Below are 25,546 nucleotides of genomic sequence, written 5' to 3'. Positions count from 1 at the left end.
AGCCACGACGCGTCTGCGTCGTGAAAAACGAGTCTTTTGCGATCAAGGACTTGATCGCACTGGACCCCGGACTAAATCCGGGGTGACGGTGGGCTAGGACGAAACCGTATCAAGCGAACGTTCGATGCGTTTCGCCGCCTGCCAGAGATCTTCCATTCTCTCGAGACTCGCTTCTTCCAGCGTTTCGCCATTTTGAGTGAGCGACGTTTCGATGTGATTGAAACGCCTGCGGAATTTCGTGTTCGTACCGCGCAGCGCATCTTCCGGATCGGCTTTGACATGCCGGCCGATGTTGACGAGGGCAAAAATGAGATCGCCGAGCTCGTCCGAGACCTTTTCCGGTTTTCCTTTCGCCAGCGCCTCACGCAATTCGGCGATTTCCTCCTCGATCTTGTCGAGAATGGGAGCGGGGTTCGACCAGTCGAAACCGGCACGCGCTGCCTGTTCCTGCAGCTTCAGGGCTTCGGTCAGCGCCGGCTGGCTGCGCTGTACGCCGCCCAGAAAGCCGGCCTTGAAATCCTCGGTGATACCACGTCGCGCGCGTCGCTCTGCACGCTCGCGTTTTTCTTCCGCCTTGATACGATCCCATTGTAGTTTGACGCCGTCCGGCGTGTCGGCGTCGGATACGGCGAAGACATGGGGATGACGGCGGATCATCTTCGAGGTCACGGCATGCACTACGTCGCCGAAGGCGAATTCGCCCATCTCTTCGGCAATACGAGCATGGAAAACCACCTGCAGCAGAAGGTCGCCCAGTTCCTCGCAAAGATCGTCCATGTCCTTTCGCTCGATAGCGTCGGCGACTTCATAAGCCTCTTCAATGGTATAGGGCTTGATCGTCTCGAAGGTCTGCACGACATCCCATGGGCAACCGGTTTCCGGCTGCCGCAGGGCTTCCATGATCTCGATCAGGCGGGAAATATCCTTCGAGGCTTCCATAATGTCTCAAACCTTCGTTCTTTGTTTCTGCGCATCGCCGGGACGGAAAACCGTCACGCACGTCCTGCGGAAATGCCCTAGTTCAACGGAATGTCGTTGCCGCTCTTCGATGACTGGTAGCTGGTGGAAAGATCGTCATAAGCGGCCTTGATGCGGGCCGTCTGCGCCTTCAACGTGGTCTTCCGCGGATCGTCTTCACCCTCCACCAGATCGGCAATGAAATACGAATTCCAGAAGGCATTGTTGCGGCGATACCCGCCCGGTTCCAGTCCGAAAACTTCCTTGAGGATTTTCAGGTCGTGAGGGATCGCGAAAGCGTCGCGGGAATCCTCGTGGCTGAAGAAGGAGTAGAAATTATCGAAGCCCGCCCAGGTGATGGCGGACATGCACATGGTGCATGGTTCGTGGGTGGAGAGAAAAATCAGCTCCTTCGTGTTCGGCTTTTCGCCCAACTCGTAAAACCGTTTCAGCGTGTGCACTTCGCCATGCCAGAGCGGATTTTCCAGCTCGTTATTGGTCTCGGCGATCACCAGCGACAGGTCCGATTTGCGCAGGATCGCCGCACCGAAAACCTTGTTGCCAAGGCTGACGCCACGCGCCGTCAAGGGCAGGATATCGTGTTCGATGACATCGAGAAGGCGGGCGGCGAGGGTGGAGCTGGTCAAGGGTCTTGTCCTTCATGCCGCTTTAAGGAAAAGCGGTCTTCGCATGGGGAAATCGACAGTCGATGGTCGCTCCTTGTTCGGCGCGAGAACCCGCTTTGTCAAGGGATTGCAAGGGGATTCTCAGAGCTTGCGCAGGTGCGGAAAAGCATCGCCGGTTTGTTTTCCTCCAAAACCGGGGTCTTCGAGAAATAAAAATCCAGGTGCCGGAAAGGCTTGAATTTCTGTTTCTTCAATCTTGCACCGCAATGCGGGATATATGTCCAATGCACAACGAACATGATTTTTCCGCTGCTGGCGACCGCCTTTCAACCTTCCCCGCTTTCTTCCGGGTCGAGGGACGGCAGGTCGCTGTTTTCGGAAATGGCGATGAAGCCTTCGCGAAGGTAAGGCTTCTCGCCAACACCAACGCGCATATCATTGCCTATGCCGACAAGCCGGAAGCCGATTTTGCCCGTTATATCAGCGAAAATGGCATTGATCATCGAGCTTTGGCTTTCGCCGGCGAATTGATCGAAGGCGCCACGCTGGTCTTCGCCGCTACCGGCGATGAGGCGCTGGACCGTGAGATCGTCACCCTCGCGCGCGCCGCGAAAATTCCCGCCAATGCGGTGGATCAGCCGGAATTCTGCGATTTCTTCACCCCGGCGCTCGTCGCCCGCGCGCCCGTCGCCGTGGCTATCGGCACGGAAGGGGCAGGGCCGGTTCTCGCCCAGATGATCCGCGCCCGCATCGACCAGATGCTGTCGCCGTCGCTTGGCAAGCTTGCGCGCCTTGCCGTGCAGTATCGTGATGCGGCCGAGGAGAACGTGCCGAAGGGCGCCTTGCGGCGCAATTTCTGGCGACGGTTCTTTTCAGGTGCGGTGGCGGATGCCGTCGCCGTTGGCGATACGCTCTCCGCCCGTCAGGCCGTCGACCGCCTGCTGCAATCGCCCGAACGCAGCGAAGGACGTATCTGGCTCGTCGGCGCAGGACCGGGCGCTGAAGATCTGCTGACGCTGCGCGCGCAGCGCGTGCTGATGGAAGCCGATGTGATCGTTTACGATGCGCTTGTGCCACAGGCGATTGTCGATATGGGCCGCCGCGATGCCGAGCGCCTCTCCGTCGGCAAGCGCAAGGGCTGCCACAGCAAGTCGCAGGACGAGATTAACCGCCTGCTGGTGCGCCTCGGCAAAGATGGCAAGCGCGTCGTGCGCCTCAAATCCGGCGATCCGCTGGTCTATGGCCGGGCAGGCGAAGAAATGGCGGCGCTGCGCGAAGCCGGTATTGCCTATGAGATCGTGCCCGGCATCACGTCGGCCTTCGCCGCCGCTGCGGATTTCGAATTGCCGCTGACGCTGCGCGGTGTCGCTTCATCGCTGATTTTCACCACCGGCCACGATCTGGCTGGCGATGTCCTGCCCGATTGGGCAAGGCTTGCGGTTTCCGGCGCCACCATCGCCGTCTATATGGGCCGCAGTGTTGCTGCTTCGGTCGCGAAGCGGCTGATCGACGCGGGATTGGGTGTGGAAACCACGGTTGCCGTCATCGAAAACGCCAGCCGCGCGGATCGCCGCCTGCTGCATGGCACACTGAACGATCTGCCCGAACTCGAACATCGCGATGAACTGACCGGACCGGTCATGGTCATCATCGGCGATGCGGTGGCGGGCGCCAATTTTGACAGGTCCGAGGCGCTTGCATTGTCAGTGCGGCCGGCGGATTTCAAACGGGAGTATGTAAATGGCTGACAAGGTTTTGACCGCCAACCGCCTGAGCGATGGCATCGCCGTCTGGCTCGATGCCAACGGGGAGTGGACGGAGAACCTGCAGGGCGCAATCGTTGCCCGCCATGCGGAGGCCGTCGCCTCGTTTGAGGAAATCGGCAAGCGGGATTTCTCCGCCAACAAGGTCGTCGATGTGGCCGTCATCGATGTCATCGAAGAGAACGGCAAGCTTTGGCCGACGCGTCTTCGCGAACGCATTCGCGCCGCCGGCCCCACCGTGCACTATGCCACCGGCTTCAAGCCGGCCGATGCAGCATTCATCGCAGTCTGAGGAATAATATGTACCGTTACGACGAGTTCGATCACGCATTTGTTGAAGGCCGCGTGGCGCAGTTTCGCGATCAGGTCGAGCGCCGCCTTTCCGGCGAACTGGCCGAGGATGCGTTCAAGCCGCTGCGCCTGATGAACGGCGTCTATCTTCAGCTGCATGCCTATATGCTGCGCGTCGCCATTCCTTACGGCACGCTGAATTCGAAGCAGATGCGGATGCTGGCTCATATTGCCCGCAAATATGACCGGGGTTATGGCCACTTCACCACCCGTCAGAACATCCAGTACAACTGGCCGCGCCTTTCCGATACGCCGGATATCCTGTCCGAACTGGCGAGCGTGGAAATGCACGCGCTTCAGACGTCCGGCAACTGCATTCGCAACGTCACCGCCGATCATTTCGCCGGCGCGGCCGCCGATGAGGTCGCCGATCCGCGTCCCTATGCGGAAATCCTGCGCCAGTGGTCTTCCGTTCACCCGGAATTCTCCTTCCTGCCGCGCAAGTTCAAGATCGCCGTCACCGGCGCCGAGCGCGACCGTGCCGCCATTCAGGTGCACGATATCGGCCTGCATCTGAAAAAGAACGATAAGGGTGAGATCGGTTTCGCCGTCTATGTCGGCGGCGGGCAGGGCCGCACGCCGATGATCGCCAAGAAAATCCGCGACTTCCTGCCGGAAGAGGACTTGCTTTCCTACACGACGGCAATCATGCGCGTTTATAACCTGCACGGCCGCCGCGACAATAAATACAAGGCGCGCATCAAGATCCTCGTGCACGAGACCGGTGCGGAAGAACTGGCCCGCCAGGTCGAGGTCGAATTCGCTGAACTCAAGAACACCGAGTTGAAGCTTCCGGATGCCGATATTGCGGCAATCACCGCTTATTTCGCGCCGCCGGCGCTGAAGGATCGGCCGGAAGGCTGGGAAAGCCTGGCGCGCTGGAAGCGGGCCGATGAAGGTTTTGCCCGTTTTGTCGAGCAGAACGTCGCGCCGCACAAGCATCCCGATTACGGCATGGTGACGATCTCGCTGAAGCCGATCGGCGGCATTCCGGGCGATGCGACCGATGAGCAGATGGAACTCGTCGCCGATATCGCCGCGGAATATGCTTTCGATGAAATCCGTATCAGCCATGAGCAGAACATCATCCTGCCGCATGTGGCGCTGGCCGATCTCGAGCCGGTTTATCGCGCACTGGTGGGTGCGGGCCTCGCGACCGCCAATGCCGGGCTGATCACCGATATCATTGCCTGTCCCGGGCTGGACTATTGCGCGCTCGCCAATGCGCGCTCCATTCCGGTGGCGCAGGAAATTTCCACCCGCTTCGGTTCGCCGGAGCGTCAGGCGGAAATCGGTGAGCTGAAGATCAAGATTTCCGGCTGCATCAATGCCTGCGGCCACCACCATGTCGGCCATATCGGCCTGCTGGGTGTGGAAAAGAAGGGCGCGGAACTTTACCAGATCACGCTTGGCGGATCGGGCGATGAGAACACCTCGATCGGTGAAATCATCGGCCGTGGCTTCGAGCCGGAAAAAGTCACCGACGCCATCGAAACCATCGTCGACACCTATCTCGGGCTTCGCCTTTCGAAGGAAGAAATTTTCCTCGAAGCCTATCGCCGCGTTGGACCGCAACCGTTCAAGGATGCGCTCTACGGTTCCGCTGCAGAAGCCGCCTGAGGAGAATGCCATGACGAAAATCTGGACCCGCGACGGCTTCGTGGAAAACGATCCCTGGCTGATCGAAACGGAAGAAGTGAAAGCGACGGCGGAGCAGAAGCCCGTGCTGCCGCTCGCCGATTTTCTGGTTCGTGCCGCCGAAAGCAACGATATCGGCCTCGGCGTTCTGATCACGCCCGCCGACGATGTGACGCGGCTCGGACCCTATCTCGACCGTATCGACCTTGTCGCCATAAGCTTCCCGGCCTTCAATGACGGACGCGGGTTCAGCCACGCTTCGCTGCTGCGCAGTCGTCTCGGTTTTGCGGGCGAGGTGAGGGCGGTTGGCGACGTCCTGATCGATCAGGTGCCGCTGATGCTTCGCACCGGCTTCACCAGCTTTGCGGTGACGAACGGCACGGCCATCCGCCGCCTGTCCGAAAATCGCCTGCCGGAAATTCCGGTTTATTACCAGCCGACGGCCAAGCCGGCGAGCGGCGGTGAGGCCTATAGCTGGCGTCGTCGTGCGTCTCTATGACACGTTGCGTGGAAATATGAGTTTTTGATACATATTTCCTACGCACATGGCAGTATTGACATTCTCATGCCTTCAAACCGGAGCAAAAATGGTATAATTGCCCGGTCGGAGAATGTCGCATCGAATAAGAATGGACGGAACCTGAAATGAACGCGCCAGCCAAGACGGAAGATTTCGCGATCAAGATACCTGACGGTGTTTACGCCGAGACGGTTTTATCGGTGGAGCACTATACCGACCACCTGTTCCGTTTCCGTATGACGCGCCCGGCCGGCTTCCGTTTCCGTTCCGGCGAATTCGCCATGATCGGCCTGATGGTCGGCGACAAGCCCATCTACCGCGCCTATTCCATCGCCAGCCCTGCCTGGGACGAGGAACTGGAATTCTTCTCGATCAAGGTTCCGAACGGTCCGCTGACCTCCCATCTTCAGGCGATCAAGCCCGGTGACACGGTTCTGATGCGCAAGAAGCCGACAGGCACGCTGGTTCTGGATGCACTGACACCCGGCAGACGGCTTTACATGTTCTCCACCGGCACCGGCATTGCGCCTTTTGCAAGCCTGATCCGTGACCCCGAGACCTATGAGAAGTTTGAAGAGGTCATCCTCACCCATACCTGCCGTGATGTTGCAGAGCTGAAATACGGCTTTGATCTGGTCGAGGAAATCCGTAACCACGAATTCCTGAACGAAATCGTCGGCGACAAGCTGAAGCACTATGCGACCGTCACCCGCGAAGATTACCCCTTCAAGGGCCGCATCACCACGCTGATCGAGAACGGCAAGCTGTTTGCGGATCTCGGCGTTCCGGCTCTCGATCCCGAAGTCGATCGCGGCATGATCTGCGGCTCCTCGGCAATGCTGAAGGACACCAAGGAGCTTCTGGAAAAAGCCGGCCTGAACGAAGGCGCCAACAACAAGCCCGCCGAATTCGTGATCGAGCGCGCTTTCGTCGGTTGATCCCATAAAAAGCTACGAGATTTCAGGAGGCCGTCAGGCCTCCTTTTTGTTTGCGCCTTCAGTGCGGGTGTTGAGAGGCGGCGTCGTCATCCTGTTTCGGGGCTATTTCGTTGCGATAGAGAAGAAAAAGCCCGATGGCGATAGCGGCAATGCCGCCGCCGACGAGATGCGACAGCGAATAACCGCCCTTCGTCACCAGCCAGCCTGCGACGACATTGCTGAACGATGCGCCGATACCCTGAACCATCATGACGCTGGCAAGGCCGACATTAAAACGACCGGTGCCTTTCAAAATCCTCTCCACCGCAACCGGGGTGACGATGCCGAGCAGGCCCGCGCCAACGCCATCGAGAAACTGCACCGGGAAGATCACCCAGAAATCCGAAAAGGCCGAGGCGAGGAGACCGCGTATCGGCAACGCGATCAGCGCGATGATGAAAACGGTCGAGAGACCGAAACGGCGTATCAGCCATGGGGCCATTGCGGCGACGAAGATCATCGCGAATTGCGCGACGCCGGTAATGATGGCGGTGGTGCGGAAGGGCGTCTGCAGTTCAATGGCGAAATCCTGTGCGATCAACCGGCCCATCGGCGCGTTGCCGAAGTGGAAAACAAGCAGAATGATGGCGAGAAAGATCAGCCCGCGTTCGTGCAGCAGCACCCTGATGCCGGACGGCCCCGGCTCTCCCTTGTCTTCGGCAAGGCCACGCGCAACCTTGTGATCAATCCTATCGGGATCAATGGCCGCCGTAGCGAGCAGGGCGCCTGCAGCGGTCAGCAGCATCAGACCGATTATCCCGTTCATGCCGAAGAACGTTACGACCACATAAGTCGCGAAAAGCGACGCAAAATTACCACCGTGGTTCCAGAACTCATTGCGCGAAATCTGGTGGGAAAACAGTCGCTCGCCGACAAGGCCGAGTGTGAGGCCGGCAAGCGCGGGACCGACCACTGCGCCAACCACCGCCGTCATGATCTGGCCGGTCCAGACGATCCAAACATCCGGAAAGATCAGCGTGATCAACGCCCCGACGGTCACGAGAACAACGGGGATGGCAATCAGCGTTCGTTTCCACGTCGTCCCATCCACCAGCGCGCCGCAGAGCGGTGTGGCAAGCAGACCGACGAGGCCACCGACCGTGGCGATCATGCCCAACGAAAGCGAAGACCAGCCCTGTGTCGCCAGAAATGCATCCAGAAACGGCCCGAGGCCGTCACGGGCATCGGCAAGGAAAAAATTCAGCGCTGCAAGGGCAAAAAGCGTGCGGTCTGAGATACCACCGCTACGCGGCAAGCCACCGGAAGGAAGTCCGCCGGGTGGTGCCGAAACGCCGATTGTCGTCATGAAATATGCTCCGAAAAATATGCAAGAGGGAATGGGAATTAATTGAGGCTGGCGAAAAACATCTGTGCCCGCATTTGGTTGCATTGGCACGACATGAGGATAAATCCTAGATGTTTTTGGTCGCTGCAAAGTCGGCTGGAGGAACGTTTAACGGTACTCGTGAGTTAGTCTTCGTGGAAAAACGGATACGCGCCATGAAGATCAAGGTTTTTGCAGTTTTATTTTCGGCCGCATTGCTCGGCACGCAGCCCGCACATGCGGACGAACGCGCATTTCTCTCATCGCTGAAAGGCACATGGGCAGGCAAGGGAACCGTGATTACCCGGATAGGCACGCCGCCGATCAATGTGAGTTGCACACTGAACTCCAATGCGGGGGCATCTTCGCTCAACATGTCAGGCACTTGCCGCGGCCTTCTCGTGGTAAGGCGGGCAATCGCTGCCGATCTGTCGGAGAAAGGCGGACGCTACAGTGGCGCCTATACTGGGCCTTCCGGCCGCCCATCCGCACTTTCCGGCACAAGACAGGGAAACGCCATAAATCTGACAGTGCGATGGAACCGGGATATCAACGGCGATCGCATTGCTGCCATGACCATTGAAAAGATTGGAGCCAACGGTCTGCGGCTGCGCACCACCGATAAGGACGGCAGGACCGGCAAGACGGTGGTGACGAGCGATATCCGGCTCGTTCGCTAAGTCAGCGGTGAGACAATGACGGATGGGCGGCTCGGGTTTCTAGTGGAATTCGAGCAGCAGGGGGCAATGGTCCGAAACTTCCGGCTGCCTCACCACATCGAAACGATCGATCTGCACGGCTGGATTGACCAGCATGTAATCCGCATAACGGTTCGCTTTGGCATAATGTGAGGTCCGGGTGTCAGTAAAGCCGCGTGTCGTGACGAGTTCGGTGAGATCCAGTTCCTTCAGCACAGTGAAGGTCTCGCTGTCAGGCAGGACATTAAAATCACCGCAGACGATGATCCGGTCGCCATCCTCAGCAATGTTTTTGACAAGTTGTACGAGGCGTTTCGCCTGCGCTAGACGGGCGGGGATATCGTGTTTGCCGCTGAGGTCGCGCAATCCGTGCATATGGGCGATGACGGCCGGCTGACCGGTGGTGAAGTCGAAAACCCTGACGGCGTGGCCCGTGCGCGACCGTGGATGATCTCCATATCCGTCTGCGGAAAAAGTCCCGTGCACGAACCCTTGCGCCTGCGCAACGATGGCGATGGATTTGCGCACAAATGTCGCCAGCCCCCATTGGGAAGGATATCTAATCTCGCTGTGCCAGAGATCACCCTGCGCCGCCGGACAGAAGATCGCGAGGTGATCCGGCAAGGCCTCGGCGATTTCGTGGAAGAAGTTCGCCCTTTGCGGCAGGTCGATGCCGTGATCGCGGTAGCTCAGCCAGTCCTCAAAGGCAGTCGGCGTGTGCACCACCTCCTGCAGGCAAAGAATATCGGGATCTGATGAGGAGATATAGGGAACAATCTCGTCATGAAGCTTTCCGCCCCAACCATTCAGGCAAATCACACGCATTCCCACTCCATCGCCGCTTGATTGTGGCATCCGTTCTAGCATGGAATGTGTGGCGAGCAATCGTGTGCGGCGGGGCCGAGAAACGTTGCTGCTGTAACGGAAAAGGCCCGGATCGCTCCGGGCCTCTACATGTACCAGTCGCCTGCCGTCTCGTTATATTACATCTTCGGCAGCAACACCTTGTCGATGACATGAATGACGCCATTGGATTGTTTGACGTCGGCGATGGTGACGTGGGCAACCGTACCATTCTCGTCCGTCAACGTGATTTTGCCCATGCTTTCCTTGGCCTTGAGAACGCAGCCGCCGACGGTCTTAACGTCATGCTCACCTTTGTCGTCCTTGATCATTTTTTCGATGGCGGGTGACAGTGCATTGGCGGCAACCACATGGCAGGTCAGCACCTTGACCAGCTTCTCCTTGTTCTCGGGCTTCAGAAGATCATCGACCGCACCCTTCGGAAGGGCCGCAAAAGCCTCATTGGTTGGTGCAAACACCGTGAACGGGCCCTTTCCCTGAAGTGTTTCGACAAGCCCGGCAGCCTTGACCGCTGCGACAAGCGTTGTATGGTCTTTCGAGTTCATCGCATTTTCAACGATGTTCTTGTCCTCGAACATTGCGGCGCCGCCAACTTTGGGGTTCGCGGCATAAGCGGAAACCATGCCGATGGAAAGAGCTGCGGCCAGCGTCAGGACGCGAACAGAAACGTTGTACATCGTTATTCCTCCTTGGTGACTTCCAAACCCCGAAAGGCACTTCTTTCGGTGGCCGCTATCGGTGATCCGTAGCGACACAAGAGACGGAAGCCGGCTCCTCGAAGTTTCGAGGCGAGCCAGGAAAAATGATAAATAATTGATTTCAAGAATGATTATCTATGTGTCGACATAAAAAAGCCCGGAGCGATCCGGGCTTTTGTCTTGAGCGAAACGAAGTTTACTCAGCCGCTTCGGCATAAGCCTCCATCGGCGGGCAGGTGCAGATGAGGTTGCGGTCGCCATAGACATTGTCGATGCGGTTGACCGGCGACCAGTATTTGTCGATGCGGAACGCGCCGGGCGGGAAGCAGCCCTTTTCGCGGCTATAGGGACGATCCCATTCACCAACGAGGTCTTCCACTGTGTGCGGCGCGTTCTTCAGCGGGTTGTTGGTCTTGTCCGCGCGGCCTTCCTCGATGTCGCGGGCTTCCTCGCGGATCGCCAGCATGGCATCGCAGAAACGGTCGATTTCCGCCTTGGTTTCGGATTCCGTCGGCTCGATCATCAGCGTGCCGGCAACCGGCCAGCTCATGGTCGGCGCGTGGAAACCGCAGTCGATGAGGCGCTTTGCGACATCGTCCACCGTCACGCCGCAGCTATCTGCCAGCGGGCGGGTATCGATGATGCACTCATGCGCCACGCGGCCGGTTTCGGACTTGTAGAGCACGTCGTACGCACCCTTCAGCCGCTCGGCGATATAGTTGGCGTTGAGGATCGCCACTTTAGTGGCCTGCGTCAGCCCTTCGCCGCCCATCATCAGGCAATAGCTCCACGAAATCGGCAGGATCGATGGGGAGCCGAAAGGAGCTGCAGACACCGCACCCTCACGACCGTCCGTCGCCGGATGGCCGGGCAGATAGGGAGCAAGATGCGCCTTGACACCGATCGGTCCCATGCCGGGGCCACCGCCGCCATGCGGAATGCAGAAGGTCTTGTGCAGGTTGAGATGCGAAACGTCCGAACCGATATCGCCGGGGCGGGCGAGACCGACCATGGCGTTCATGTTGGCACCGTCCAGATAGACCTGTCCACCATGCTTATGGGTGATTTCGCAAATCTCGCGAACCGTCTCCTCGAACACGCCGTGGGTGGACGGGTACGTGATCATGCAGCACGAGAGGTTTTCTTGATACTGCTCTGCTTTTGCACGGAAATCATCGATATCGATGTCACCATTGTCCCGCACTTTGACGGGCACCACTTTCATGCCGACCATCTGCGCCGAGGCAGGATTGGTGCCATGCGCCGACGTCGGAATGAGGCAGACGTCACGGTGTGTGCCGCCATTGGCGAGGTGATAGTTGCGGATGGTCAGAAGCCCGGCATATTCCCCTTGCGCGCCGGAATTCGGCTGCATGGAGAAGGCGTCGTAACCGGTGACCGAGCACAGCTTTTCGGAGAGATCGTCGATCATCTCCTTGTAACCGAGCGCCTGATTGGCCGGCACGAAGGGATGGATGTCGGAAAATTCCGGCCAGGTGATCGGCAGCATTTCCGCTGTCGCATTCAGTTTCATGGTGCAGGAACCGAGCGGGATCATCGAGCGGTCGAGCGCCAGATCACGGTCCGAAAGACGGCGGATGTAACGGGTCATCTCGCTTTCGGCACGGTTCATGTGGAAGATCGGATGCGTCATATACTGGCTGGTGCGCAGCAGGTCCTTCGGCAGGCGATATTCCGGCTCGAAATCCGAGATCGAGAAATTGCCGCCGAATGCGCGCCAGACCGCCTCAAGCGTCGCCGGGCGCGTGCGCTCGTCAAGGCTCATGCCGATTTTGGTCGCGCCCACCTTGCGAAGGTTCACACCTTCCGCAACGGCCGAGCGCAGGATGACGCCCTGCATGTGGCCGACTTCAACGGTGATGGTGTCGAAGAAGGTTTCCGGCTCGATGGTGTAGCCGAGCTTTTCCAGCCCCTTGGCCATCAGAACGGCCTTCTGGTGGGTCTGCTGGGCGATCGCCTTAATGCCCTGCGGGCCATGGAAGACGCCATACATGGAGGCCATGACGGCCAGCAGCACCTGCGCCGTGCAGATGTTCGACGTGGCCTTTTCGCGGCGGATATGCTGTTCGCGTGTCTGCAGCGACAGGCGATAGGCGCGGTTGCCGCGCGCATCGACCGAAACGCCGACCAGACGGCCGGGCATGGAGCGCTTATGCGCATCCTTGACGGCCATGTAAGCCGCGTGCGGACCGCCGTAACCAACCGGAACGCCGAAGCGCTGCGAGGTGCCGATGGCGATGTCAGCGCCCATTTCGCCGGGAGATTTGAGCAGCGTCAACGCCAGAAGATCGGCGGCGACGGCGGCAATCGCGCCCGTCTGGTGCAGGCGGGAAATCAGGCCGGAGAAATCGCTGACATGGCCGTGGGTGCCCGGATACTGGAAGATCGCACCGAACACATCGACCGGGTCGAGATCAGTAAAGGGGTTGCCGACAATCACCTTCCAGCCGAGCGGGGCCGCGCGGGTCTCGATCAGCGCAATGGTCTGCGGATGGCAATTGGCGTCAACGAAGAAGGCGGTCGCCTTGGATTTCGCAACGCGCTGGCACATCGCCATGGCTTCGGCAGCCGCCGTCGCTTCATCGAGCAGCGATGCGTTGGCAACATCGAGACCGGTCAGATCGCAGACCATGGTCTGGTAGTTCAGCAGCGCCTCAAGGCGGCCCTGGCTGATTTCCGGCTGATAGGGCGTATAGGCCGTGTACCAGGCCGGGTTTTCCAGAATATTGCGCTGGATGACCGGCGGCGTGATGGTGCCGTAATAACCCTGGCCGATCAGCGAGGTCAGAACCTGGTTCTTGTTGGCCGTTTCACGCAGGCGGTCGAGCGCCTCGCGTTCGGTCAGCGCCGCACCCCAGGTCAGCGGCACTTTCTGGCGGATGGAGGAGGGAACGGTGGCGTCGATCAGGGCATCGAGGCTCTTATAGCCAACGACCTTCAGCATCTCGGCCATTTCCGACGGCGACGGCCCGATGTGACGCCGGTTGGCGAAATCATAGGGCTGATAGTCGGTGAAATGGAATTCGGTGGGCGTCGTCATTACGCGATCAGCTCCTTGTAGGCCGCTTCATCGAGCAGCGTCTCGGCATCGGCCGGATTGGAGAGTTTCAGCTTGAAGAACCAGCCGGCGCCCTGCGGGTCGGAATTGACGAGCGAGGGATCATCAACGATGGCCTGGTTGATTTCGACCACTTCGCCATCCAGCGGACAATAGACATCGGAAGCCGCCTTGACGGATTCAACGGTTGCCGCGTCGCCATCCTTGGAGAAGGTGGCGCCCACTTCCGGCAATTCAACGAAAACGAGATCGCCAAGCTGTTCAGCGGCGTGGCTGGTGATGCCAACGGTGGCGATATCGCCTTCGAACTTCAGCCATTCGTGTTCTGCGGTAAATTTCAGCATCGTATTCTCTCCGGAGATGGGATGAAGATTATCGTTTATAGGTGGGCTTGATGAAGGGAAGGGCGGCGACGGTGACGGGCAGATATTTGCCGCGCACTTCCGCGAAAATCGCCGTACCGGGAGCAGCGTGGGAAACAGGCACGTAACCCATGGCGACGGGACCTTCGACCGAGGGACCGAAACCGCCCGAGGTCACTTCACCGATTTCCGTCTTGCCTTCGGCATCCGCAAACAGCTTCGAATGGCCGCGCACCGGCGCCTTGCCTTCCGGCTTCAGGCCGACGCGGCGGCGCGATGTGCCGTCTTTCAGTTCGCCGAGAATACGCTCCGCGCCAGGAAAACCGCCCTCGCGGTCTCCACCGGCGCGGCGCGCTTTCTGGATCGCCCATTCGAGCGAGGCTTCGATGGGGGAGGTCGTAGTGTCGATATCGTTGCCGTAGAGACAAAGGCCGGCTTCGAGGCGCAGGCTGTCGCGCGCACCAAGCCCGATGGCATCGCAATCGGGATGTTCGAGCAGGGCTTTGGCAATTTCTTCGGCCTTGTCGGCCGGTACGGAAATCTCAAAGCCGTCTTCACCGGAATAACCGGAGCGCGAGACGATGCACGGCACGTCATGCAGCGGCACTTCCTGCACATCCATGAATTTCATTTCCGAGACGCCGGCCCAGAGTTCAGCCAGAACGGCCTCAGCGCGCGGACCCTGAAGCGCGATAAGCGCCCGGTCATCGAGAAGAGTTATCTCGCAGGCATCGGAAAGATGCGCCTTCATATGGGCGACATCGGCATCCTTACAGGCGGCGTTGACGACGACAAAAAGATGATCGCCGCGATTGGTGATCATCAGATCATCCAGAATGCCACCATTTTCGTCGGTGAAGAAACCGTAGCGCTGGCGGCCTTCCTTGAGGCCGAGAATGTCAACCGGCACCAGCTTTTCGAGCGCGCGTGCGGCATCTTCATTCTTGCCGGACTTCGCTTTCAGGATCACCTGACCCATATGGGACACGTCGAACAAGCCGGCGGAGGTGCGGGTCTGGAGATGTTCCTTCAGAACGCCGGCCGGATATTGCACGGGCATGTCGTAACCGGCAAAGGGCACCATGCGGGCGCCAAGCGATATGTGCAGGGAGTGGAGCGGCGTGGTTTTCAGCGCGGCGGTATCGTCCAAGGACGCCTCCAGGGTTGCGCGAGATATCGCGCGGGCTCAGGTCATGGCGCGAAAAACGCACCGGGTTCAAGAGCCCCCTCTGTCCTTGTCGCCTGAGATTGTTATCCCTTCGGCGAGCCGTCCTTATGAAAGGTGGCTTCTCTCCAGAGTTCCGTCGTCACCGCTGGTCCTTTTGCCTGAGAGTTTCCGGGGCGGTTGCTCCTTCGGCACCGCATTGAAGCGGTTTCTCCCAACGATGATGCGACGCTTATTATCTTCGAAGACCCGTTATTGGCAAGGACCAAATGACGCATCTGAACAGATTCTTGCTCCATCTGCGCCATCGGCGCAGCGATCCGCGGCGACAGATGGTCTTGGCGGCTTTCTTCATTCGGATTTTTTCTCAGGCAGGCCCTTGCGTTTCGTCGATGCGAAATCCTCAAGTTCCTTTTCTGTCATGGACTTCTCCATGCTTTTTGAAGCACCTTTTAAACTGGATTTCTTCGTTTCTCCGCGTTTGGCCGCCAGTGCGGCGCCCGCCGCTTTCTGCTGGGCCTTCGATTTGGCTGGCATGTCGGGCCTCCCTTGGAATGATGGTTGTGGCAGGAAAATGCCGCCTGGCATCTATTGTTCCCTTGCGACGGTCTGGCCTGCGGCAAAATTCCCCTTTGAAATCGGAGAGAAACAGGGATATCGCCTAGAACATGGATGCAAATCGAACACGACGATTGATGCGGATGGAGAAAATGCTTCGCATTTTCTGCGCGACCCTGATGTTGTCCCTCGGTTTTGCCCACAAGCCGGCGCTTGCCGCAGCACCCGCCGTTGCGCTGGATGAGAGTTACCGGCTGCCGGACGGCACCTTCGCGGAAATCTGCCTTGGCCATGGCAACGGCGTCAATGCTTCCCATAACAAGGAAGGCCCCGCCCATTCCGGCGACGCCATCCTGTTTTGCGAGGCCTGCCTGCTCGCCTCGTCCATTCTTCTGCCGATGCCCGATACGGCTGGCTGGCTGAAGACTGAGTTTGCCTGGCTCGACTACCGCCTGCCTGCGGAATGGAGCTTCCGCTCCGTGCTGACGATCCAGAAGCCCGCCGCGCGCGGCCCTCCGTCCCTGTTCGCCTGATTTTTCGTTTTACGGGATCATCGCCGCCTTTGGCGGCACGGAGCGGCTGCGCGGACCCAGAGGGATAGCAGCCGCAGGGACAAGCAAATGAAAACCACCAAGATCATCACATGCAGCCTTTTCGTCGCCTCGGTTTCGACCGTGCAGGCTTTCGCCCATGCCACATTCGTTGACGGTTCGGCCGAACAGGAAAGCACCGTCGTTGCCGCCCTCCAGGTGCCGCATGGCTGCGAAGGCGGGCTCGCCACCACCGAAGTTCAGATCAAACTGCCGGAAGGTTTCATTGCCGCAAAGCCCCAGCCCAAGGCTGGCTGGGAACTGGAGGTCATCAAGGGAGACTACCAGAAGGCCTACAAGGACCACGGCAAGGAGATTAAAAGCGGACCGGTCGAAATCCGCTGGAAGGGCGGCAACCTGCCGGATGAATTCTACGACACCTTCTCCGTGCAGGGAAAAATCTCCGGTATTGAGGCGGGGCAGGACCTGCCATTCAAGGTAACGCAGCTCTGCGGCGACAAAGGCAAGGTTGCCTGGGACGAAGTGGCAGCGGCCGGCGTCGATCCACATTCCCTGAAAAGTCCCGCTCCCACCATTCGCGTTGCCGCAAAGGCTGCGCATGCCGGCGGCCATGATCATTCCGCCATGGATATGGATGTCGTGAAGGCCGGCAGCCTCGAAGTGTCCGAGGGAACGACCAAGGCCATGCTGCCGGGCCAGCCTGTGGGTGGTGGATACGTGACGATCAAGAATACCGGCGATAGCGACGACAAGCTGATCGGCGTTGAATCGTCGTCCGCCGGACGTGCAGAAATCCACGAGATGGCCATGGTCAACGACGTCATGAAAATGCGCAAGCTGGATGACGGCATCGTCATTCCCGCCGGCCAGACGGTGGAGCTGAAGCCCGGCGGCCTGCACATGATGTTCTTCGATGTGAAGAAGCCGTTTGCCGAAGGCGACAAGGTGCCGGTGACGCTCATCTTCGAAAAGGCCGGCAAGGTGGAGATCGTGCTGTCCGCAGGCGCAGCCAAGGGCGGCGGCGACCACCAGCATAATTGACCGATAAAAAACGGCTACCGGAACGCGTGACAGGTCCGGTAGCCGCAAATTTTCATCTGTCGTGTTTGTTCTTCAGCGCAGTGGCGGAAAAGCCGGGTGGCATTCGCCCACGTGATTTTCCTGAACTCGGTCGCAAATCTCTAGAAGATCAGTCTGACACCAGGCTGAATGCGAAGGCTCCGCCTATATGGCGAAAAACTGAAGAAATTACATTAATATATATATATATCCACTTGATCTATAAATTACTTTCAGATTTTGATGTGAAGCTGTTTTCCTCGTAGGCCTCCACGGCCTGCTCGAGTGTCGCCTGTGGCTCCTGGCGCTGGCTGCTTGCTATCAGGAAATAGAGGGTTAGGGCCGGCGGCTTGATCGTCGTCATCAGGCCCCTGAGCTGAAAGTCATCCCCGTTTTCGGCCTTGCGCGCCAGTTCGTGAATGGCCTCTTCAACCTCGCTCTTGCGCGGCACGCGTTGCGGCGGCTTCATGGCCTCCAGCGCATAGGCCGCTGTATTCGCGGAAACGGAAAGAACCTGTGTCATCGAACCTCCGGCCATCTTCGCCGACCCTAAAAAACCGTAGATTAACAGTTGCCCATTGTTGGAAGGCTAAATCGCACAGCTGCAATTTAATCGTATTTTAACAGTCCAAAGCGCCGGGCAAAGGGGTTTCGCCGGCGGTTCCCATGGTCTAAAAATGTCCTGGACCGTCCGGTCCGACGATTTCTTCCGGAGACACAATTCCCCATGATCAATATCGCCCTTGTCGCTGCAGGCGGCGCAATCGGTTCCGTGTTCCGTTATCTGGTCGGGGTCTGGAGCATGCGGTTGGCCGGACCGAATTTTCCCTGGGGAACCCTTGCCGTCAATGTGGTCGGATCTTTCCTGATCGGTCTGCTGGTCGAGCTTGTGGCGCGCCGGCTGAACGCCTCGATGGAAATGCGCCTGTTTCTCGTCACCGGCGTGCTCGGCGGGTTCACCACATTCTCGTCGTTCTCGCTCGATGCGGTCGCGCTATTCGAACGCGGCGCGCTCGGGCTGTCGGCCGTTTACGTGCTGGCAAGCCTTGCGGTTTCCATTGCCGCGGTTTTCGCCGGGCTGGCCTTGGGCCGCAGTTTGTTCTAAAGGCTTGGTCCAAACGGCGCGCCGACGAATAGGGCGCGCGATCAGGACAGAAAGACTGGAAATTTCATGGCAGGTATCGAGCATATCAAGGTCGGGGCCGACGAGGCCGGTATGCGCCTCGATCGCTGGTTCAAGATTCATTATCCGGGACTTGGTTTCGGGCAGTTGCAGAAGCTTCTGCGCTCCGGCCAGGTGCGTGTGGATGGCGGCCGGGTGAAGACGGATGCACGCGTGCAGCCGGGACAGATGGTGCGCGTACCGCCGGTCGATTCCGATCTCAAGGTCAAGAGCGGCCCGATCGGATCGAAAGACCTCAAACATTCCGAAGATGGCGAGCTTCTGGCGCGCATGCTCCTGCATGAGGACGACAAGGTCTTCGTTTTCAACAAGCCGGCCGGCATTGCCGTGCAGGGCGGCTCCGGCGTCACTCGCCATATCGACGGGCTGCTGGAAGCCTGGACCAATCAGAAGGGCGAAAAGCCGCGTCTGGTGCACCGCCTCGACCGCGATACGTCGGGCGTGCTGGTGGTTGCCCGCACCCGCGGTGCTGCACAGAAGCTGACTGCTGCCTTCCGCGAACGCGATACCAAGAAGACCTATTGGGCGCTGGTCAAGGGCGTGCCGCGCAAGCATCAGGACAAGATTTCCACCTGGCTGGTCAAGGAACAGACGATGGATGGCGATCGCATGCGTATCGCCAAGCATGGCGAGGAGGGGGCCGATCACGCCGTTTCCTATTACCGCGTCATCGATACCGCCGCGCAGAACCTCGCCTGGCTGGAAATGGAACCCTATACCGGCCGCACGCATCAGCTTCGCGTGCACGCCTTGCATATGGGCCATCCGATTATCGGCGATCCCAAATATTACATCGACGATCCGAACTGGGATTTCCCGGGCGGCATCCAGAAGCGCCTGCACCTCCACGCACGCCATATCGACATTCCGCATCCGAATGGCGGCCGGCTTCGGGTCAGCGCACCCTTGCCGCCGCATATGGTACAGACCTGGAACCTCCTCGGTCTCGACGTGGCCGATGGCGACAGGGAAGACTGAGAGCCCATGAAACTGGTTCTTTTCGATTGCGACGGAACGCTGGTGGATAGCGCCGGCCTGATCCATGCCGTCATGTCAGATACTTTCGCTGATTTCGGCAAGCCGAGCCCCGATATCTCCGAAACCAAGGCGATCATCGGTCTGACGCTGGATATCGCCATCGCCCGCATGCTGGGCAGGGCACATGTGGATGATGAAGCGAAGGCGATGACGGAACGTTACAGGGAACTCTATCATCCCCTGCGGGAGCGGCCGGAAATGACCGTGCCGCTTTTCGACGGTATCGCCACGCTGATCGATACGCTTTCGAAACGCGACGATGTGCTGATCGGCGCGGTGACAGGCAAGGGTCGTCGCGGTCTTACCCATATTCTGCAGACCCACGGCCTTGCCGATCACTTCATCGTTTCGCGCACGGCGGATGATTGCCCCTCAAAGCCGCATCCGGCCATGGTGATGGAATGCTGCCATGAAACCGGCATGGTTCCGGCCGATACTGTCGTTATCGGCGATGCGATCTACGACATGCAGATGGCCAAGGCCGCCGGCGCGAAAGCAATCGGCGTCGCCTGGGGTTATGCCTCGGTCGACGATCTCTGGAAGGCAGGCGCCGATGCGGTCGTCAGCCATCCGCGCGAAATTCCGGCCTATGTTCCGGCCGATATTCTTGAATAACCTTTCTATCCGACTGACGAGGACGTGCCATGCGTGATCTCCTGAACGACCTTTCGGAGGGCCTGAGCCATCCCGACCCGATCCTGCGCGCGCAGATCCAGATGCAGAAACCTCTGCCGAAGCGGTTCTATCAGGATGTCACCGTCGGCGAGGCGGAGGAGGGCGGTTTTACCATCCTTCTCGATGGCAAGCCGCTGCGCACCCCCGCCAAGAAGCCGCTGACCGTCCCGACGCGCGCGCTGGCGGAACTGCTTCGCGATGAATGGGATGCCCAGAAAGAAGTGGTCAATCCGGTGGTCATGCCCGTTTCTCGGCATGTGAACACGGCCATTGATGGCGTCGCCAATGATACCCAGGCGGTTTTTGAGGACATACTTCGATTTTCCTCTTCCGATCTCCTCTGCTATCGCGCCGGCGATCCGGAAGCGCTGGTTGCGCGGCAGACGGACCATTGGGATCCGGTTCTGGACTGGGCGGCCAATGTGCTCGGAGCGCGCTTCATTCTCGTTGAAGGCGTGATGCATCAGGACCAGCCGCGCGAAGCCATCGCGGCCTTTGCGGTAACGCTGAAGAAATACGATACGCCGATTGCGCTTGCCGCTCTCCACACCATGACATCGCTGACCGGCTCCGCCATTTTGGCGCTGGCGCTGGCGGAAGGGGAGTTGACGCTGGAGGAAGCCTGGGCGCTCGCCCATCTGGACGAGGACTGGACCGCCGAGCAATGGCGCGAGGACGAGGAGGCGCTTGAGCGCCGCGCCGTCAGGCTTGTCGATATGCGCGCGGCACTCAATGTTCTGGAGTCGCTCAAGAGCGCGTCTTAACGCTTTTCTAACCCTGATGGCCGAATATGCGGTTACCTCACGTTAGGGGAGCCGCTGATCATGACCACCTCGTTGAAACGCCTTGGCATTCTTGTGCTGGCGTGTTTCACGCTCATGTCTTTCAGGCTGGAACCGGAAGCGACCCATACTGACCGGCTGCTGTACGATGTGCGCGGCGCATTCGTCGCCGCACGCCCGGATGTCGCTCCGGCGCTGATGCAGTCCATTCATGCGCAGGTGCAGAATGCGATCAAAACAACGGCGCGTGGAGAAACGCGGCCGCGCGTGGTACTGACCATCCGTCTCGCATCCGTTGCACGCGGCCCGTTCCTGTTCGGGGAAAGGGCGTCAGCCAAGGTCATCGTCCGCGCCGCAGCCGTCGCGACGGGAGAGGTGATCGCCGAGGCCAAATTCACCGCCACCGTCGTCAGCTTCGATAATCAGTCGATAGAGCAGGAACTTGCCTATGGTGTCGCCGAACGTGTGATCCGCGAATTCAGGCTCAGCCGACCCGGCCCGACGACGCTGGCGACGGCTCTGTTTCCATGAGCAGGACACAAAAGGCGAGAGCGCGAAGCCTATTCGTCCGCATTTCAGCTTCCGAAATATTTCAAGCTTCAATCAGGCGCATCTTCGGTGCTCTTAAATTAACATACGTCACGTATATGTAATTGACATGCGGCGCGTATGTAACTATCTGACATACGTAACGTATGTAAATGGGCGTCCGAAGCCTCTTTTAAAAAGAGCAACGCTTCTCGGCATCCATGACCACTCAGCCAAAAGAGAGATGCATAATGACCGCACGCGAAGCAATTTTCCCCGCCAACAGGCATGCGCTTTACGAGGAGCATGGCTATTCCGCAGCTATCCGATCCGGTGATCTTCTTTTCGTTTCCGGCCAGGTCGGCAGCCGTGCCGATGGAACGCCTGAACCGGATTTTGAACGTCAGGTCCGGCTGGCCTTTGAAAACCTCAAGGCCACGCTTGCAGCGGCGGGCTGCACCTGCGATGATATTGTGGATGTGACGACGTTCCACACGGACCCACAAAACCAGTTCGGAACGATCATGGCCGTCAAGCAGGAGATTTTCAGCCAAAAGCCTTACCCGAACTGGACGGCCGTCGGCGTCAACTGGCTTGCCGGCTTCGATTTCGAGATCAAGGTCATTGCCCGCATCCCGTAATGTCAGGTTAAATCGGCAGCGGCGGCGCTTACAGGGCGCCGCCAGCCCGCTTCTCCATCCTTATCCCAGCCGCTCCGCATGCCACTTCAAATGGTCATCCATGAAGGTGGAAATGAAATAATAGGAGTGGTCGTAGCGCTCATGCATGCGCAGCGTCAGGCCGATATCCGTGCCCTTGATCGCTTCTTCGAACAGCCAGGGGCGCAGGCCCTTTTCAAGAAAACTATCGGCTTTGCCCTGATCGATCAGGAACTCGGGAAAACGCGCGCCGTCCTCGACCAGCGCACAGGCGTCGTATTGACGCCATGCAGCCTTATCCGCACCGAGGTATTTTTCCAGCGCCGGCTCGGACCAGTCGGCCGAAGAGGGAGCCACGATCGGCGCAAAGGCGGAGCAGCTCTTGAAACGCTCGGGGTTCTTGAGCGCAATGGTCATAGCGCCATGGCCGCCCATCGAATGGCCAAAAATGCCCTGGCGGCTCATATCCGCACGGAAATGCTGGCCGATGAGAGCAGGCAGTTCTTCCGTCACATAACTGTACATCCGATAGTGCTCGGACCAGGGCTCTTCTGTGGCATCGAGATAAAATCCGGCGCCCTTGCCCATCTGCCAGTTGGTCAGCTCATCTGGCACGTCATTGCCGCGCGGGCTGGTATCCGGGCAGACGACGATCAGCCCGAGTTCCGAGGCCATGCGGCGATATTCGCCCTTTTCCATGACATTGGCATGGGTGCAGGTGAGGCCGGAAAGATACCACAGGACAGGGCAGGGCTCATGGATCGCCTTCGGCGGCACGTAAACCGCAAAGCTCATCTCAGATTTCAGGGTTTCGGATGTGTGCGAAAATACGCCCTGCATGCCGCCAAAGGCCGTATTCTGCGAAATAATGTTCATGAAGCCATTCCTTGTGAAATTTTGCGGTTCAGCCTGCAAGCGAAACGGCTGCATTGACCGCCGCCGCCACAAGAACCGTATTGAAGAAGAAAGAAACGATGGAGTGCAGCAGCGTCACCTTGCGCATGGCGGTCGTGGTTATCCCCACATCCGACGTCTGCGCCGTCATGCCGATCACCACGGCGAAATAAAGAAAGTCGTAACCGCAGGGTTCCTTCGTGCCCGGAAAATCCATGCCGCCGCGATGCTGGCGTTTGCCGTCCACCATCGCGGGCCGCCAGTAAAGATGGGCGTAATGCAGGGCGGTCATGGTGTGGATGGTCAGCCAGCCGAAGATAACCGACGCGAAGGCGATGAGCAGCGTCCAGATAGTCTCGCCCGCATGGTTGAGAGCCTGAAACAGCGATACCACCGCGACGGCAACGGCTAGCAGCGTAACGGCGATGATGGCGACCGCAGGCAGATCGTCGCTATCGGCATGGGCCTTAAGGTGCTGCGCCGTCAGGCCCGACAGGCGAAAGGCAATCAGGGTGAGATAGGTCAGGAAGAACAGAACGGCCGCGATCTCGATCGCCAGCGGCGGCGCAAAAACCAGCGCCAGGCCAAGGCTCACGGCACCGACCAAAAAGGCAACGACGAAAGGTTGATGGCGGCGATAGCTGTTGCTTTTCATATTGGCCGGGGTCATGAGCGGCACCTTTCCGTTGGCGCCGTCATTTTTTGACACGGCGGCAGAAACGGTCAAGCGTCTCCAGAAAGGCGGAGCGGTCACGCGGTGAAAAAGCTGCATTATATCCCTTGCTTTCACCGGTTTCGCGCAGATGCGCGCCGAGATCGCGCATCGCCGTCGCCATCCCGATATTCGACTGGTCAAAAACGCGGCCCGTCGGCCCGGTCACCAGCGCACCCTTGGCGACGCAGCGGCCAGCCAGCGGCACATCGGCGGTGATGACAATGTCGTTTTCGGCCGCATGATCGGCGATCCAGTCGTCCGCCGCGTCGAAACCGGCGGAAACAATGACGTTTTTCACCATGGGATCGCGCGACGGGCGCAGACCGGAATTGGCAACGAAGGTCACTTCCAGCCCATGCCGCTCCGCCACCTTGAGAATCTCCGGCTTCACGGGGCAGGCATCGGCATCGACATAGATTTGCGGGTTTTGCGGCATGAGCACTCTTTTTGAGATAATTCCTGTCACGCTTCTAAGCGCAAACGCCGCGATTACCAAGCCCGCCATTGCTGAAATGCGGGGTCGATGCCGGGTGGGGGCGGCACTTGCGACCACCCTGAAAATCGCCTATGTTCACTTTATGTTCTTGTCTCGAAAGGTTTCCCATGCTGGAAGAGTTCATTGTGCAGGCGAAGTCCGCCACCTATGTCGGCGGCGGCAGCAAATCCGCGACGCCCACCCGCAAGGGATCGCACGATCTCGGTTATCAGAGCGGCGACTGGCACTATATCGACAGCTATTTCGGGGGAACCGATTTCATCGGCCAGGAGGTTGTCTGGCATCAGGGAACGGCGGTGTGGGCGATGAGTTATTACGGCCGCATCCTCCGGCCCGACATGATCGACGGCGCCACGGCCGGCATGGTCATTCAGCGGTCGCTTTCCACGCTCTATCGTCAGGGCCGGTTCCTTGGCGGCTTCACCAACCCGGTGGAAAATCTGGTCTATGTCGATACGAATGAAGGTGAATTCCGGTCCTTCACCGGGATCGAGCGCATTTACCGGGGCCATGTCGAGACGTACCGGCTTGACTATCATGGCGGGATCATAAAGCCATGAGAGATGCGGCGGGATGGGACGACGATGTTCACCGCCCCATCACAGGCTTCAAATCAGCCGGGCTGCTTGGTCTTGCGCAGATAGGGAAGAACCGTGTCGTAGGAGCCGAAACGGGCAATCGCATCCTCGTTGGAAACGGCGGCGGTGATGATGACATCTTCACCCTGCTTCCAGTTGGCCGGTGTCGCCACCTGATGTTTGGAGGTGAGCTGGATGGAATCGATCGCGCGAAGAATTTCCTCGAAGTTGCGTCCGGTGGTCATGGGGTAGGTGAGGACCAGCTTGATCTTCTTGTCGGGACCGATGACGAAGACGGAGCGCACGGTGGCGTTATCGGCAGGCGTGCGGCCTTCGGAACTGTCGCCAGCGCCGGCCGGCAGCATGTCGTAAAGCTTTGCTACCTTCAGGTCCTTGTCGCCGATCAGCGGATAATCGACGTTGAAACCGGTCGCGGTGCGAATATCGTTCTTCCATTTTTCATGGCTTTCGACCGGATCGACCGAAATACCGATGATCTTGACGCCACGCTTTTCGAATTCCGGCTGCAGGCCGCCCATCGCGCCGAGTTCCGTCGTGCAGACGGGGGTGAAGTTCTTCGGATGCGAAAACAGGACCGCCCAGCCGTCGCCGATCCAGTCGTGAAAGCTCACCGGACCATGGGTGGTCTCGGCGGTGAAGTCTGGTGCTATGTCGTTGATACGCAGGCTCATCTGATGTTTTCTCCCTAATGATTTGAACTGAAAACTGATGGTTCTCGGCAATCCGTGTCCGGCGCTGGAGCTTAGAGTTTTTGCATGAAATGGCCAGCCCTTTCATCGGGCTTCGG

Annotated in this window: 29 protein-coding genes and 1 riboswitch; of the genes, 15 read left to right on the top strand and 14 right to left on the bottom strand. The window is 59.0% G+C overall.

Annotated elements, in window-relative coordinates; genetic code table 11:
• Nucleotides 1–93 precede the first annotated feature (93 nt).
• Together mazG and ACQZ40_RS09950 are read right to left on the bottom strand one after the other, a co-directional pair.
• Nucleotides 94–939, bottom strand: a complete 846-nt coding sequence (gene mazG, locus ACQZ40_RS09955; protein ID WP_271046128.1) for a nucleoside triphosphate pyrophosphohydrolase — start codon at nucleotides 937–939, stop codon at nucleotides 94–96.
• A gap of 77 nt (nucleotides 940–1,016) precedes the next feature.
• The gene (locus tag ACQZ40_RS09950; protein WP_142845485.1) at nucleotides 1,017–1,604 is read right to left on the bottom strand and encodes a deaminase; all 588 of its coding nucleotides are present in this window, start codon (nucleotides 1,602–1,604) and stop codon (nucleotides 1,017–1,019) included.
• A 263-nt stretch (nucleotides 1,605–1,867) separates the two neighbouring features.
• Between ACQZ40_RS09950 and cysG the strand changes: the two genes are divergently transcribed.
• The 5 genes from cysG to ACQZ40_RS09925 all read left to right on the top strand — a co-directional run bounded on the left by cysG (nucleotide 1,868) and on the right by ACQZ40_RS09925 (nucleotide 6,793).
• Nucleotides 1,868–3,331, top strand: a complete 1,464-nt coding sequence (cysG, locus tag ACQZ40_RS09945) for a siroheme synthase CysG (protein ID WP_078052952.1) — start codon at nucleotides 1,868–1,870, stop codon at nucleotides 3,329–3,331.
• Complete coding sequence (locus tag ACQZ40_RS09940) at nucleotides 3,324–3,638, top strand: DUF2849 domain-containing protein (RefSeq protein WP_003521341.1); 315 nt, start codon at nucleotides 3,324–3,326, stop codon at nucleotides 3,636–3,638. Before cysG ends, ACQZ40_RS09940 begins: the two co-directional genes overlap by 8 nt.
• A gap of 8 nt (nucleotides 3,639–3,646) precedes the next feature.
• Nucleotides 3,647–5,317 (top strand): nitrite/sulfite reductase, encoded by a 1,671-nt coding sequence (locus ACQZ40_RS09935; protein WP_003521340.1) that lies wholly within the window; start codon nucleotides 3,647–3,649, stop codon nucleotides 5,315–5,317.
• Nucleotides 5,318–5,327: 10 nt separating this feature from the next.
• A complete protein-coding gene (locus ACQZ40_RS09930) occupies nucleotides 5,328–5,834 on the top strand; it encodes a DUF934 domain-containing protein (RefSeq protein WP_448747865.1) in 507 nt (168 codons plus the stop codon).
• Between the two features lie 146 nt (nucleotides 5,835–5,980).
• A complete protein-coding gene (locus ACQZ40_RS09925; RefSeq protein ID WP_338810331.1) occupies nucleotides 5,981–6,793 on the top strand; it encodes a ferredoxin--NADP reductase in 813 nt (270 codons plus the stop codon).
• Nucleotides 6,794–6,851: 58 nt separating this feature from the next.
• Here ACQZ40_RS09925 and ACQZ40_RS09920 read toward each other — a convergent pair whose 3' ends face one another.
• Nucleotides 6,852–8,138, bottom strand: a complete 1,287-nt coding sequence (locus ACQZ40_RS09920) for an MFS transporter (protein ID WP_448747864.1) — start codon at nucleotides 8,136–8,138, stop codon at nucleotides 6,852–6,854.
• A gap of 194 nt (nucleotides 8,139–8,332) precedes the next feature.
• Between ACQZ40_RS09920 and ACQZ40_RS09915 the strand changes: the two genes are divergently transcribed.
• The gene (locus tag ACQZ40_RS09915; RefSeq protein ID WP_080856330.1) at nucleotides 8,333–8,836 is read left to right on the top strand and encodes a hypothetical protein; all 504 of its coding nucleotides are present in this window, start codon (nucleotides 8,333–8,335) and stop codon (nucleotides 8,834–8,836) included.
• Between the two features lie 39 nt (nucleotides 8,837–8,875).
• Here ACQZ40_RS09915 and ACQZ40_RS09910 read toward each other — a convergent pair whose 3' ends face one another.
• The 6 genes from ACQZ40_RS09910 to ACQZ40_RS09885 all read right to left on the bottom strand — a co-directional run bounded on the left by ACQZ40_RS09910 (nucleotide 8,876) and on the right by ACQZ40_RS09885 (nucleotide 15,559).
• The gene (locus ACQZ40_RS09910; protein WP_161987928.1) at nucleotides 8,876–9,679 is read right to left on the bottom strand and encodes an endonuclease/exonuclease/phosphatase family protein; all 804 of its coding nucleotides are present in this window, start codon (nucleotides 9,677–9,679) and stop codon (nucleotides 8,876–8,878) included.
• Between the two features lie 158 nt (nucleotides 9,680–9,837).
• Nucleotides 9,838–10,395, bottom strand: coding sequence for a fasciclin domain-containing protein (locus ACQZ40_RS09905; RefSeq protein ID WP_065655403.1), 558 nt, complete (start codon nucleotides 10,393–10,395; stop codon nucleotides 9,838–9,840).
• A gap of 217 nt (nucleotides 10,396–10,612) precedes the next feature.
• The gene (gcvP, locus tag ACQZ40_RS09900; protein WP_433823618.1) at nucleotides 10,613–13,477 is read right to left on the bottom strand and encodes an aminomethyl-transferring glycine dehydrogenase; all 2,865 of its coding nucleotides are present in this window, start codon (nucleotides 13,475–13,477) and stop codon (nucleotides 10,613–10,615) included.
• Nucleotides 13,477–13,839, bottom strand: coding sequence for a glycine cleavage system protein GcvH (gene gcvH, locus ACQZ40_RS09895; protein ID WP_065655405.1), 363 nt, complete (start codon nucleotides 13,837–13,839; stop codon nucleotides 13,477–13,479). Before gcvH ends, gcvP begins: the two co-directional genes overlap by 1 nt.
• Nucleotides 13,840–13,867: 28 nt before the next feature.
• Nucleotides 13,868–15,007, bottom strand: coding sequence for a glycine cleavage system aminomethyltransferase GcvT (gene gcvT, locus ACQZ40_RS09890; RefSeq protein WP_125145717.1), 1,140 nt, complete (start codon nucleotides 15,005–15,007; stop codon nucleotides 13,868–13,870).
• A gap of 154 nt (nucleotides 15,008–15,161) precedes the next feature.
• Nucleotides 15,162–15,249: riboswitch (glycine riboswitch) on the bottom strand.
• Between the two features lie 124 nt (nucleotides 15,250–15,373).
• Entirely contained in the window at nucleotides 15,374–15,559 is a 186-nt protein-coding gene (locus ACQZ40_RS09885) for a DUF3008 family protein (protein ID WP_448747869.1), read from the bottom strand.
• Nucleotides 15,560–15,732: 173 nt separating this feature from the next.
• Between ACQZ40_RS09885 and ACQZ40_RS09880 the strand changes: the two genes are divergently transcribed.
• Together ACQZ40_RS09880 and ACQZ40_RS09875 are read left to right on the top strand one after the other, a co-directional pair.
• Entirely contained in the window at nucleotides 15,733–16,113 is a 381-nt protein-coding gene (locus ACQZ40_RS09880) for a hypothetical protein (protein ID WP_448747863.1), read from the top strand.
• Nucleotides 16,114–16,200: 87 nt separating this feature from the next.
• Entirely contained in the window at nucleotides 16,201–17,172 is a 972-nt protein-coding gene (locus tag ACQZ40_RS09875; protein ID WP_448747862.1) for a copper chaperone PCu(A)C, read from the top strand.
• Between the two features lie 238 nt (nucleotides 17,173–17,410).
• Here the strand turns inward: ACQZ40_RS09875 and ACQZ40_RS09870 are convergent, their stop codons facing one another.
• Nucleotides 17,411–17,713, bottom strand: coding sequence for a hypothetical protein (locus tag ACQZ40_RS09870; protein WP_065655458.1), 303 nt, complete (start codon nucleotides 17,711–17,713; stop codon nucleotides 17,411–17,413).
• A 204-nt stretch (nucleotides 17,714–17,917) separates the two neighbouring features.
• On the opposite strand from ACQZ40_RS09870, the gene crcB reads away from it, so the two are divergent.
• From crcB to ACQZ40_RS09840, 6 genes are all read left to right on the top strand, one after another.
• A complete protein-coding gene (gene crcB / locus ACQZ40_RS09865; RefSeq protein ID WP_003523608.1) occupies nucleotides 17,918–18,295 on the top strand; it encodes a fluoride efflux transporter CrcB in 378 nt (125 codons plus the stop codon).
• A 66-nt stretch (nucleotides 18,296–18,361) separates the two neighbouring features.
• Nucleotides 18,362–19,351: an RluA family pseudouridine synthase gene (locus ACQZ40_RS09860; RefSeq protein WP_035264040.1), complete on the top strand. Its 990-nt coding sequence runs from the start codon at nucleotides 18,362–18,364 to the stop codon at nucleotides 19,349–19,351.
• A gap of 6 nt (nucleotides 19,352–19,357) precedes the next feature.
• Nucleotides 19,358–20,026 (top strand): HAD family hydrolase, encoded by a 669-nt coding sequence (locus ACQZ40_RS09855; RefSeq protein ID WP_448747861.1) that lies wholly within the window; start codon nucleotides 19,358–19,360, stop codon nucleotides 20,024–20,026.
• 29 nt (nucleotides 20,027–20,055) lie between these two features.
• On the top strand, nucleotides 20,056–20,850 hold the full coding sequence (locus tag ACQZ40_RS09850) for an ATP12 family chaperone protein (RefSeq protein ID WP_448747860.1): 795 nt from the start codon (nucleotides 20,056–20,058) through the stop codon (nucleotides 20,848–20,850).
• 60 nt (nucleotides 20,851–20,910) lie between these two features.
• Complete coding sequence (locus ACQZ40_RS09845) at nucleotides 20,911–21,399, top strand: hypothetical protein (protein ID WP_271046118.1); 489 nt, start codon at nucleotides 20,911–20,913, stop codon at nucleotides 21,397–21,399.
• A 248-nt stretch (nucleotides 21,400–21,647) separates the two neighbouring features.
• Nucleotides 21,648–22,037 carry a RidA family protein gene (locus ACQZ40_RS09840; protein ID WP_448747859.1) on the top strand — a complete coding sequence of 130 codons (390 nt, stop codon included), beginning with the start codon at nucleotides 21,648–21,650 and terminating at the stop codon, nucleotides 22,035–22,037.
• 60 nt (nucleotides 22,038–22,097) lie between these two features.
• Here the strand turns inward: ACQZ40_RS09840 and fghA are convergent, their stop codons facing one another.
• From fghA to ACQZ40_RS09825, 3 genes are read right to left on the bottom strand one after another with little or no spacing between them, the layout of a single operon-like run.
• Nucleotides 22,098–22,931: an S-formylglutathione hydrolase gene (fghA, locus tag ACQZ40_RS09835; RefSeq protein WP_142779156.1), complete on the bottom strand. Its 834-nt coding sequence runs from the start codon at nucleotides 22,929–22,931 to the stop codon at nucleotides 22,098–22,100.
• Between the two features lie 28 nt (nucleotides 22,932–22,959).
• Nucleotides 22,960–23,619: a DUF1345 domain-containing protein gene (locus ACQZ40_RS09830; RefSeq protein WP_174035979.1), complete on the bottom strand. Its 660-nt coding sequence runs from the start codon at nucleotides 23,617–23,619 to the stop codon at nucleotides 22,960–22,962.
• A gap of 25 nt (nucleotides 23,620–23,644) precedes the next feature.
• Complete coding sequence (locus ACQZ40_RS09825) at nucleotides 23,645–24,100, bottom strand: YaiI/YqxD family protein (protein ID WP_080852077.1); 456 nt, start codon at nucleotides 24,098–24,100, stop codon at nucleotides 23,645–23,647.
• Nucleotides 24,101–24,267: 167 nt separating this feature from the next.
• On the opposite strand from ACQZ40_RS09825, the gene ACQZ40_RS09820 reads away from it, so the two are divergent.
• The gene (locus tag ACQZ40_RS09820) at nucleotides 24,268–24,720 is read left to right on the top strand and encodes a DUF5680 domain-containing protein (RefSeq protein ID WP_448747858.1); all 453 of its coding nucleotides are present in this window, start codon (nucleotides 24,268–24,270) and stop codon (nucleotides 24,718–24,720) included.
• 53 nt (nucleotides 24,721–24,773) lie between these two features.
• Here ACQZ40_RS09820 and ACQZ40_RS09815 read toward each other — a convergent pair whose 3' ends face one another.
• Nucleotides 24,774–25,430 (bottom strand): peroxiredoxin, encoded by a 657-nt coding sequence (locus ACQZ40_RS09815; protein ID WP_035217366.1) that lies wholly within the window; start codon nucleotides 25,428–25,430, stop codon nucleotides 24,774–24,776.
• Between the last annotated feature and the right edge of the window lie 116 nt (nucleotides 25,431–25,546).

This window comes from Agrobacterium sp. 16-172Ci, from assembly GCF_053522725.1.
The sequence above is the reverse complement of the archived record's forward strand: the minus strand, read 5'-3'. Positions and strand labels throughout refer to the sequence as shown.

Excerpts from the sequence above, each read along its gene's own strand:
- mazG (WP_271046128.1), bottom strand. The coding sequence starts at position 939 with ATGGAAGCCTCGAAGGATATTTCCCGCCTGATCGAGATCATGGAAGCC.
- cysG (WP_078052952.1), top strand. The coding sequence starts at position 1,868 with ATGCACAACGAACATGATTTTTCCGCTGCTGGCGACCGCCTTTCAACC.
- ACQZ40_RS09940 (WP_003521341.1), top strand. The coding sequence starts at position 3,324 with ATGGCTGACAAGGTTTTGACCGCCAACCGCCTGAGCGATGGCATCGCC.
- ACQZ40_RS09935 (WP_003521340.1), top strand. The coding sequence starts at position 3,647 with ATGTACCGTTACGACGAGTTCGATCACGCATTTGTTGAAGGCCGCGTG.
- ACQZ40_RS09930 (WP_448747865.1), top strand. The coding sequence starts at position 5,328 with ATGACGAAAATCTGGACCCGCGACGGCTTCGTGGAAAACGATCCCTGG.
- ACQZ40_RS09925 (WP_338810331.1), top strand. The coding sequence starts at position 5,981 with ATGAACGCGCCAGCCAAGACGGAAGATTTCGCGATCAAGATACCTGAC.
- ACQZ40_RS09920 (WP_448747864.1), bottom strand. The coding sequence starts at position 8,138 with ATGACGACAATCGGCGTTTCGGCACCACCCGGCGGACTTCCTTCCGGT.
- ACQZ40_RS09915 (WP_080856330.1), top strand. The coding sequence starts at position 8,333 with ATGAAGATCAAGGTTTTTGCAGTTTTATTTTCGGCCGCATTGCTCGGC.
- ACQZ40_RS09910 (WP_161987928.1), bottom strand. The coding sequence starts at position 9,679 with ATGCGTGTGATTTGCCTGAATGGTTGGGGCGGAAAGCTTCATGACGAG.
- ACQZ40_RS09905 (WP_065655403.1), bottom strand. The coding sequence starts at position 10,395 with ATGTACAACGTTTCTGTTCGCGTCCTGACGCTGGCCGCAGCTCTTTCC.
- gcvP (WP_433823618.1), bottom strand. The coding sequence starts at position 13,477 with ATGACGACGCCCACCGAATTCCATTTCACCGACTATCAGCCCTATGAT.
- gcvH (WP_065655405.1), bottom strand. The coding sequence starts at position 13,839 with ATGCTGAAATTTACCGCAGAACACGAATGGCTGAAGTTCGAAGGCGAT.
- ACQZ40_RS09885 (WP_448747869.1), bottom strand. The coding sequence starts at position 15,559 with ATGCCAGCCAAATCGAAGGCCCAGCAGAAAGCGGCGGGCGCCGCACTG.
- ACQZ40_RS09880 (WP_448747863.1), top strand. The coding sequence starts at position 15,733 with ATGCTTCGCATTTTCTGCGCGACCCTGATGTTGTCCCTCGGTTTTGCC.
- ACQZ40_RS09875 (WP_448747862.1), top strand. The coding sequence starts at position 16,201 with ATGAAAACCACCAAGATCATCACATGCAGCCTTTTCGTCGCCTCGGTT.
- ACQZ40_RS09870 (WP_065655458.1), bottom strand. The coding sequence starts at position 17,713 with ATGACACAGGTTCTTTCCGTTTCCGCGAATACAGCGGCCTATGCGCTG.
- crcB (WP_003523608.1), top strand. The coding sequence starts at position 17,918 with ATGATCAATATCGCCCTTGTCGCTGCAGGCGGCGCAATCGGTTCCGTG.
- ACQZ40_RS09860 (WP_035264040.1), top strand. The coding sequence starts at position 18,362 with ATGGCAGGTATCGAGCATATCAAGGTCGGGGCCGACGAGGCCGGTATG.
- ACQZ40_RS09855 (WP_448747861.1), top strand. The coding sequence starts at position 19,358 with ATGAAACTGGTTCTTTTCGATTGCGACGGAACGCTGGTGGATAGCGCC.
- ACQZ40_RS09850 (WP_448747860.1), top strand. The coding sequence starts at position 20,056 with ATGCGTGATCTCCTGAACGACCTTTCGGAGGGCCTGAGCCATCCCGAC.
- ACQZ40_RS09845 (WP_271046118.1), top strand. The coding sequence starts at position 20,911 with ATGACCACCTCGTTGAAACGCCTTGGCATTCTTGTGCTGGCGTGTTTC.
- ACQZ40_RS09840 (WP_448747859.1), top strand. The coding sequence starts at position 21,648 with ATGACCGCACGCGAAGCAATTTTCCCCGCCAACAGGCATGCGCTTTAC.
- fghA (WP_142779156.1), bottom strand. The coding sequence starts at position 22,931 with ATGAACATTATTTCGCAGAATACGGCCTTTGGCGGCATGCAGGGCGTA.
- ACQZ40_RS09830 (WP_174035979.1), bottom strand. The coding sequence starts at position 23,619 with ATGACCCCGGCCAATATGAAAAGCAACAGCTATCGCCGCCATCAACCT.
- ACQZ40_RS09825 (WP_080852077.1), bottom strand. The coding sequence starts at position 24,100 with ATGCCGCAAAACCCGCAAATCTATGTCGATGCCGATGCCTGCCCCGTG.
- ACQZ40_RS09820 (WP_448747858.1), top strand. The coding sequence starts at position 24,268 with ATGCTGGAAGAGTTCATTGTGCAGGCGAAGTCCGCCACCTATGTCGGC.
- ACQZ40_RS09815 (WP_035217366.1), bottom strand. The coding sequence starts at position 25,430 with ATGAGCCTGCGTATCAACGACATAGCACCAGACTTCACCGCCGAGACC.